6 protein-coding genes are annotated in these 8,020 nt (G+C 72.1%); 4 read left to right on the top strand and 2 right to left on the bottom strand.

Going from position 1 to position 8,020, the window contains the following annotated elements; translation table 11 throughout:
• Positions 1-1,355: 1,355 nt before the first annotated feature.
• Genes AB0O11_RS21300 through AB0O11_RS21290 form a run of 3 tightly spaced genes read left to right on the top strand, consistent with a single transcriptional unit; the run spans position 1,356 to position 3,389 of the window.
• Positions 1,356-1,616 (top strand): hypothetical protein, encoded by a 261-nt coding sequence (locus AB0O11_RS21300; protein ID WP_224279085.1) that lies wholly within the window; start codon positions 1,356-1,358, stop codon positions 1,614-1,616.
• Between the two features lie 34 nt (positions 1,617-1,650).
• Positions 1,651-2,637, top strand: coding sequence for a beta-ketoacyl-ACP synthase 3 (locus AB0O11_RS21295; protein ID WP_363389103.1), 987 nt, complete (start codon positions 1,651-1,653; stop codon positions 2,635-2,637).
• Positions 2,634-3,389, top strand: a complete 756-nt coding sequence (locus AB0O11_RS21290; protein WP_363389100.1) for an SDR family NAD(P)-dependent oxidoreductase — start codon at positions 2,634-2,636, stop codon at positions 3,387-3,389. The genes AB0O11_RS21295 and AB0O11_RS21290 overlap by 4 nt, the downstream gene beginning before the upstream one ends.
• A gap of 729 nt (positions 3,390-4,118) precedes the next feature.
• On the opposite strand, the gene AB0O11_RS21285 is transcribed toward AB0O11_RS21290, so the two are convergent.
• Positions 4,119-5,102, bottom strand: a complete 984-nt coding sequence (locus AB0O11_RS21285; protein ID WP_363389097.1) for a tetratricopeptide repeat protein — start codon at positions 5,100-5,102, stop codon at positions 4,119-4,121.
• A 915-nt stretch (positions 5,103-6,017) separates the two neighbouring features.
• On the opposite strand from AB0O11_RS21285, the gene AB0O11_RS21280 reads away from it, so the two are divergent.
• Positions 6,018-6,338, top strand: a complete 321-nt coding sequence (locus AB0O11_RS21280; RefSeq protein WP_363389094.1) for a hypothetical protein — start codon at positions 6,018-6,020, stop codon at positions 6,336-6,338.
• Between the two features lie 855 nt (positions 6,339-7,193).
• Here the strand turns inward: AB0O11_RS21280 and tpx are convergent.
• A complete protein-coding gene (tpx, locus tag AB0O11_RS21275) occupies positions 7,194-7,694 on the bottom strand; it encodes a thiol peroxidase (protein WP_363389092.1) in 501 nt (166 codons plus the stop codon).
• Between the last annotated feature and the right edge of the window lie 326 nt (positions 7,695-8,020).

The following is an 8,020-nucleotide window of genomic DNA, read 5'->3' as shown; positions in this document are numbered from 1 at the left end:
CGAACTGGGCTGATTCCCTGGCTGGTTGGTGCTGCCGGGGGTGGACGGCCGGGCCGTTCGGTGTTCTTGGTGCTTGTCGTGCCCGGGCGGTGTGCCCGGCCGGCCGCCGTTTTCGGGTGGCTGGTGCTGCCCGGTGTGTGCGGTGGTTCCTGTCGAACTGGGCTGATTCCCTGGCTGGTTGGTGCTGCCGGGGGTGGACGGCCGGGCCGTTCGGTGTTCTTGGCGCCGGGGTGGTGCCGGTGGTGCGTGCCGAGCGGTCCGCCGTGGCGGCCGTGGGGCGGTGGTGGCCGGTTCCGCCCTGTGGGGGCGGTTGTTGCGGTGGTGCGGGCCCGGTTCGCGGCGGGTGCCGGCTGTCCGGGCGGCCGCCGTACCGAAGCCGTGCCGTGCCGTGCCGTGCCGTCGCCGTGGTGCCGTGCGGCGGTGGCGTGCGGTCGTGTGGGTCGGGGTGGTGTGCGTGCGGGTGCGGTGTGTTGTGGGTCAGGTAAGCGTGTGTCTCGCAAGCGGTGCGCAAGGGGGGTGGGGGTGGGTGGGTTGCGGGCTGGTTGCATGGGGGCGGGTTTCATGCGGTTCGGCAAGACACGCGGTTCCCACGGCTTGTTGTCGGGGGTGCTTCGGTTCCCGGGTGGTGTTGTCCGCTGTCCGGGGTTCGTGCCGCGCTGTTGCGTAAGGGGTCCGTTGTGCGGGCTCTCGCGCCGGCCCTGTCCGTCCCGCCGGTCCTGCCGCTCCTGCCGGTCCCGCCGGTCCCGTCCGTCCTGCCGGTCCCGCCGGTCCTGCCGGTCCCGTCCGTCCTGCCGGTCCTGCCGGTCCCGTCCGTCCTGCCGGTCCTGCCGGTCCCGTCCTGTCTGTTCCGCTCGTTCTGCTTGTCCTGGCCTGCCTGTTCCGTTCGTTCTGTTCGTCCGCTTGTCCTGTTCGTCCGGTCTGTTTGCCTGTTGTGGTTGTTCGTGTGCCGTGTGTGCCGGTCCGTTCGTTCGTCCCTGGTGTGTCGGTGTGGTGTGTTGCCGGGGGCGGGGTGCGGTGGTGTCCGCTCGGGGCCCGGCCGGCCGGCGGGCGGGTTCGGGAGCGGCGGGTGGGGGGCCGGGCGGTGCGGGTGCGGGATTGGGGGTGTGGGGCAGTGGGGTGGTTGGGGTGGTGTGGCGGGGTCTGTGGTGCGGGTTGCGGGTGTTTCTTCCTTTGCCGGGGTGTGGGGTGTTCTGTGCCTTGTTCGTCCCCGGGGCGCTGTGGGCGTTCGTCCTGGCCTTGTCCGCCTGTGGGTGGTGGGGGCGGGGGGCGGGGTTCCGGCGTGTGTTCCTGACCTGTTCTTTCGGCGCGTTGATGGCGCTCACTTGAGAAGTGGGCGTGGAGAGGAACGATCACTGATGTCTCAGATCCCCACGATCGAGGACCTGGCCCAGCAGCTTCAGGCGGTCTCCGGTGCTCAGGAGATCGACGCGGACGCGGCGTTGCAGCACATCGCGGACGTGGATTCGCTGGACCTGATGGAGTGGCTGTACGGCTTCCAGAACCAGTACCCGCACATTCCGGCGGACGAGTCGCTGTTCGCGGACATCGACGACACGACGACGCTGCGTGTGGTCCACGAGCGGATCCTGGCGCTCGTGCCGGCTGCCGGTAACTGAGGCTCTGGCTGCCAGGGGAGAGAGGGGTCGGGTGGTGAGCGGTTTCGACGTCACCGGCTGGGGCATGTCGGTGCCCGAGCGCGTGGTGACCAGTGCGCAGCTCGCGCAGCGGTTCGGCGTGGACGAGCACTGGATCGTCTCGCGGTGCGGGATCCGTGAACGCAGGGCGGTGGGTGAGGGGCAGACCACGGCGTCGATGGCGGTGGAGGCCGGGCGCCGGGCCCTGGAGCGTGCGGGCCTTTCGGGTGCGGACATCGCGCACCTGATCGTGGCGACGGCCACTCCGGAGCAGCCCTCGCCGGCGACGTCGGCGTTCGTCCACGACGAGTTGAAGATCGCCGGCAGTGCGCACGACGTGAACTCCGAGTGTGCGGGGTTCGTGTATGCGCTGGTGACGGCGGCGGGCCTGTTGCACATGGATCCGCGTCCGGTCCTGGTGATCGGTTCGGACACGCACACGCTGACTGCGAATCCCGCTGACCGGGACCTGTCGATCCTGGTCGGTGACGGTGCGGGGGCGGTGGTCCTGCAGCCGGGTGCGGTGGACCGGATCAGGGCGTGGAACCTGGGTGCGGACGGCTCGTGCAAGAACAGTCTGAAGGTCCTGGCGGGCGGTTCGCGGATGCCGACCACTGCCGAGACCGTCGCCCGGGGTCTGCACTATGCGCAGATCAACGGCAACGAGATCTACCTGAACGCGGTGCGCTACACGGTGCGTACGATCCGCGAGACGCTGGAGCAGGCGAAGATCACGCCGGCGGAGGTGGACCATGTGGTGCCGCACCAGGCGAACATCCGGATCATCAATTCGGTGCTCTCCCATACCGGTATCCCTGCCGACCGGCTGGTGACGAATCTGGAGCGCTACGGCAACACGGCGTCGGGGTCGATCCCGATCGCGTTGGCGGAGGCGCTGGACAGCGGGCGGATCAAGGACGGTGACACGGTGCTGCTGGCCGGGTTCGGCGCGGGTATGACGTGGGGTTCGGTCCTGCTGACGTGGGGAGGGGTGGCGCGGTGAGCGGCAAGGACGCTTTCGGTGCCCGTCCGCAGGCTCCGGTGGCGCTGGTCACCGGTGCCTCCGGGGGGCTGGGCAGTGAGCTGGCGCTGGCGCTGGACGCGGCGGGCTGCCGGGTCGCGGTGCACTACAACAGTTCCCGTGAGGGCGCGGAGAAGGTCGCGGCGCAGCTGGTCAACGAGCATGTGCTGGTGACCGGGTCGGTTGCCGACTGGGACGCGGTCGGGGTGATGTACGAGCAGATCAGGGCCGCGTTGGGGCCGGTGGACGTGCTCGTCAACAACGGGGCGATCCGCAAGGACGCGTTGATGGCGATGCAGAGTCCCGCGGAGTGGCGGCAGGTGATCGACACCAACCTGGTGGGTTCCTTCCACACCGCGCGGGCGTGCGTGCCGGCGATGCTGCGGGCGCGCTGGGGGCGGGTGGTGAACATCGTCTCGCCGTCGGCGCTGATCGCCACTGCCGGGCAGACCGCCTACTCCGCGTCGAAGGCGGGCCTGATCGGGCTGACCCGGACCCTCGCGGCGGAGTGCGGCCGGCGGGGGGTGACCGTCAATGCCCTGTCGCCCGGTTTCATGATCACCGGTATGACGGACACGCTGCCCGAGCACGTGGTGGCGGGCATGCGGGAGAAGGTCCCGGTGCCGCGGTTCGTCACCCCGCGGGAGGTCGCCCGCTCGATCACGCTGTTCCTCGACCAGGACTGCATGACCGGCCAGGTCATCAGCATCGACTCCGGCGCTTCCATCACCTGAGCGCCACCCCGGCCACCCCGGCCACCCCGGTCCGTCCGCCGGGCCCGGGACCGTCCGGTCCGTCCTCCGGGTCCGGGACCGTCCGGTCCGTCGGCCGGGTCCGGCCACCCCGGTCCGGCCACCCTGGTCCGTTTGCCGGGGCCGGTCCGCGGTCCGCAGGTCCCTTTGCGCCCTCTTGGCGTGCCCGTCCCCGTGCCGGGCGTGCCAAGGGGGCGCACCTGCGTCCTGCTCGCCCCGGGGGCCGTGGCACCGTTGGCCGGGGTGCGCGGCAGGGGCCGGGTCCTGGCTGTTCCACCGCTCCGGGGTCCGGGCCGTCCCGCCGCTCCGGGGTTCGGGCCGTCCCGCCGCTCCGGGGTTCGGGCCGTCCCGCCGGTGCGGGGCGGGCCTGGGGGCCGGTCCCGGTGGGGGGTTTGTGCCGGTTTTTCGGGTGCTGTGTGCCTTCGTGGCTCTGTACTCCCGAAGCTGCCGCGAAGTGACAAGTAGCTCTGCGTGATCGACAGCCTGCCGGCGGGCTTCCTTGTGCGCCGCTACGTCATGGTCCGTCAGATGCGGTGGACGCCGGGCGGTACACCGTCGGTGGTTCCGTCACGGGGCTGAGTGGTTTCGGTACAGGATCGGCGTCGGGACGGATCGGGGCGCCAGGATCACGGCCTGTCCCGTGTTGGCAGGCACCCGCCGCGGTTCAGGCCGGTGCGGGCGCGTGCACCTGCGTGAGGGCTGGAGTCCGCGTCAGGTGCTCTGGAAGCGGCGGGCCTCGGCGATGAGTTCGGCGGGCAGGGCGGGGCCGGAACAGGCGTGATCGATGAGCAGTTCCCGGTACGGGCCGTTCGGCAGGTGCGGCATCAATCCGATGAGTTCACGCAGGTCGTCGGGCGAGCCCGTGATCCGGGTCCGGTAGGAGGCCCCGGCCGCGCGAAGCGTGACTTCGGTCGGCTCGTGCTCCAGCCCCTGGCTTATGAGCTGGACCGCGGTGGTGAAGTCGCCTTTTTCGGCGTGCAGGTCGGCCAGGTCCAGGTACAGCGACCAGTTGGCCGGGTCCAGAGTGAGAGCGCGCTCGAATGCCGCCGCGCTCTGCCCGGGGTCACCCAGCTTGCGCCACGTCCCCGCCCGGACGACTTCTGTCAACATGATCCGCTCGATGGAATCCGCCCGGTCGCAGAGGCCGAACGACGCATCGGTGAGACCGCAGGCCCGCAGGAAGACCGCCATCTTCGCCATCGCCTCGGGTACCGGCTCGCGGGAACAGACGACGTCGATCGCATGGAACCAGGGACGGAGACCCTCCCGCGTGCCGGCGGAGTCCAAAGCATGGCCGTAGTCCATCGTCCGCATGACGGCCTCGGCCAGCGCGCCGGCAGTCACTGTCCCCAGGAACCGTTTGTCGCCGAACCAGGGGGCGTTGGCCCAGGCAATGGCGGGCTGCGCGCCCGTGACCGCGCCGAGCGCCATCACCGCGCCGTCCATGTCGTTCTCGAGGAAGCTGACGTACGACTGCGCCAGCACCGTCCTCAGGGAGCCGGCGCCCTGAAGGAGCTCGGCCAGGTCGGCCCGCTGTTCCTCCCACAGTTCAGCGAGCACCGCGTAGGGCTTTGGGTCCTCAGGCGTGGAGGCCACAGCGCCGGCCACGTAGTGCACGGCTGCCGCGGGGCTGCCCCCACAATGCGCCATCACCCGCGCAAGACCGACCCCGGCAGCCGCCGCCCGATTCGACATGATCCGAAGATAGCGGAGACAGGAAATCTCCGGACCGCCGGGAGGCACCGCGACCAGGACGGCTTCGGTGCGGGGGCAACGAGGTCCACGCCGTCTCCTGCCCGCCGGAACCGGGTGCCGCGGGCCCGCTTCTCCGTCATCGTCCCGCCCCAGGGCCATGTCCGGCTCGCGGAGCGTCTCGGCGCAGTACCGGCGGCGTCCGGCGATGAGCGCGGTGACGTCGCCGTCGGCCGCTGCCTGGAGTTCGTGAAGGTGTCCCAGCAGGTTGTCGCGCTGTCCGTGGCCGGAGCCGGCGACGCAGGAGACCGCGCACTCCGCCCCCCGCAGGCGAGGAGAAACCGGCGGGACAGACCGCACCAGGTGCCGAAGCTGGTGGTGACCGCCTGCCACAGGGGCCGGATGTCACCGGGTCGGCGGTGCTCGGAGAGCAGGAGCGCGGCGACCTCGATGGTGGGGCTGAAGCCCCGGCAGCGGAGGCGGAACCGCGTCTCCTGGTCCAGCAGGAACCGGGTGAAGCCGTGGCCAGCCGGTCCCGGGGTGAGGACGAGCGCGTCCAGGACGTCCCAGCGGTCCCTCCACCACCGGTCAAGGGGCAGGCCGGGCTCGTCGTGGGCTGCTTCGAACTGCAGGAAGTCCCGGCGCTCGGGGGCCTCTGTCCACCAGGCGGGTGAGAGTGTGCCGTCCTCGGGCGTGTGGGCAGCCGTTTCGTCAGGAACGGCGATCTCCCCCATGGCGGGGTGCACGGGCCTGCGACGGGCTGGGGGCGGTGGCCTCTCGGCCGGGTCCGTTCGTGGTGGCAGGGGAACGACGCGGTCCGCGACTGTTGACCGGCGAGCGCTCGTGGCCGGGCACCGAGCCGGCCGCTGAGCGTTTCAGCCGGCCGCTCGTGTGCTCAGTGCCGTGAAAGGCTGGGGCATGCCCCATCACGTGCGGTTCTTCTTCGAGTACGGCGTCGACACCCCGTTGTGGCCAGGTCCTTTCGGCGATCCCGACCTCGACAGCCCCTACGGGTACCCCTGCGCCCTGGAGAAGCTACCCGTCACCCCGGCCACGCGGAACGAACTCGCGAGACTCGCCGACCTGTACCAGTCCTCCCTCGACTGGGATCACCCGGCCGGTCCCTCGCCCTGGACCCGGGACCGGCAGGAATCGTTCCGAAGCGAGGCCGACATGGCGCTGGAGGCGCTGCGCCGCGAGCTGGGCGACGACTGGACGGTCGAGGACCGCAGGGGCTGAGCCCGCGCCGGTGGACAACACGGGCGCCCGGCTGACCAGCTGCGCCGCCCAGTCACAGCAACCGTGACGTGACAGTGGCTGCACGGGTTCTTCGGGTGCGGCCAGGAAGCGGGCGCGTGCGGCCTTGGCCGGTTCTGCCTTCTGTGGCGTCTCCCGTACCCGTCCCGGCGATGTGATCGAGGAGCTGGCACCCCGGTGGCCCGCCCGGTTCGAGCCGGCGCTGGGCGAGTCGGCGCTGGGCGAGTCGGCGCTGGGCGAGCGGCGTGGTGCCGGGCGGCGTGGTGCCGGGCGGCAGTGGGGGCCGGTGCGGGGCCCGGGTGCGACCCGGTCTTCACCGGCCGGCTGCTGGTCGCCCTGGTCCACCTGCGCGCCGGGCTCCCGCATGCCGTGCCGGCCGAGCTGTGCGGCACGGCCCGCTCCACGCTCTCCCGGGCCATGGGCGGGATCCGGCGGCTGCCGGCGGCACGCGGCTTCGCCGTCCCCGACCGCCCGGGCGTCCGGCTGCCGGGGCCCACCGCGCAATCGCCTCGCCGGCCTTTGGCCGCGCGGCCCGCCGGCCGACCTGCCGCAAGCCGGGCGCCGAACCGGTGCACGCTCGGCAGGCGGCCGACCGGTCATCCACCGGCCGGCCCGGGTGGCCGGCTCGCCCCTGCCTCGGTTCGCGGACCGAGTCGTCGGCAGGCAAACGGGCACCGAGCAGGCCGGGCGGGGCGGGCGTGCGGCGGCCCGCCGCCGCTCCTGCCGTCGCGCCGCCGGGTCGGGGCGGGTCAGGAAGGACGCGGGGGCGGGCCGCCGCAGGGCAGACACAAGGGGGCGCCGGGATGCGCGGCGCCGGGATGTGCGGTGCCGGGTGGGTCAGCTGAGGGCGGCGAGCGCGGCCTCGTAGTTCGGCTCGTCGGCGACCTCCGCGACGAGTTCGGTGTGCAGGACGGTGTCGTTCTCGTCCAGGACGACGACCGCGCGGGCGGTCAGGCCGGCCAGCGGGCCGTCGGCGATCGCCACGCCGTACGCCTCGTGGAAGTCCCGTCCGCGCAGGGTGGACAGGGTCTTGACGTTCTCCAGGCCCTCGGAGCCGCAGAACCGGGCCTGGGCGAACGGCAGGTCGGCCGACACGCACAGCACCACGGTGTTGTCCAGCGAAGCGGCCTTGGTGTTGAAGGTGCGCACCGAGGTCGCGCAGGTCGGGGTGTCGATGCTGGGGAAGATGTTCAGGACCTTGCGCTTGCCCGCGAAGTCCTTCAGCGACACGTCCGCGAGCCCCTCGCCGACCAGCGTGAACGCCGGCGCCTGGCTGCCGGCGGCCGGCAGCGTGCCACCGACCTGCACCGGGTTCCCCTTCAGCGTGACCTGAGCCATGAAAAGCCTCCTACCAGCGGTGTACGGGATGCAACGCCGCCGATCCTACTGCCCGCCCCCACCCCTCCTCGGGGCGGCCACCGAACCTGACACCCCGGGGGCGGGCAGGCGCGGGGCCGGGGAGGGACGGGGCCGGTGGCGGGGCGGCTGCGGGCGGCCAGGACAAGGGTGCCGGAGCCGGGTGCCGAGGATGTGGTGGGTGCCGGGGCGGAGGGCGGCGGGCCGGGGGTGCCCTGTGTGCTTGGTCATGTGGCTGGGCGACAGCCGGGGGATCGCCTGGCAGTCTGTCCGGCGTGGAAGATGAGCCGGTTGTCGGTGTGTCCGTC

Origin of the sequence: Kitasatospora sp. NPDC093102 (genome assembly GCF_040683915.1) — a bacterium.
Lineage (GTDB): Bacteria > Actinomycetota > Actinomycetes > Streptomycetales > Streptomycetaceae > Kitasatospora.
The sequence above is the reverse complement of the archived record's forward strand: the minus strand, read 5'-3'. Positions and strand labels throughout refer to the sequence as shown.

What these genes read in the sequence shown, in the direction of transcription:
- AB0O11_RS21300 (WP_224279085.1), top strand. Translation starts at nt 1,356, where the DNA reads ATGTCTCAGATCCCCACGATCGAGGACCTGGCCCAGCAGCTTCAGGCG.
- AB0O11_RS21285 (WP_363389097.1), bottom strand. Translation starts at nt 5,102, where the DNA reads ATGTCGAATCGGGCGGCGGCTGCCGGGGTCGGTCTTGCGCGGGTGATG.
- AB0O11_RS21280 (WP_363389094.1), top strand. Translation starts at nt 6,018, where the DNA reads ATGCCCCATCACGTGCGGTTCTTCTTCGAGTACGGCGTCGACACCCCG.
- tpx (WP_363389092.1), bottom strand. Translation starts at nt 7,694, where the DNA reads ATGGCTCAGGTCACGCTGAAGGGGAACCCGGTGCAGGTCGGTGGCACG.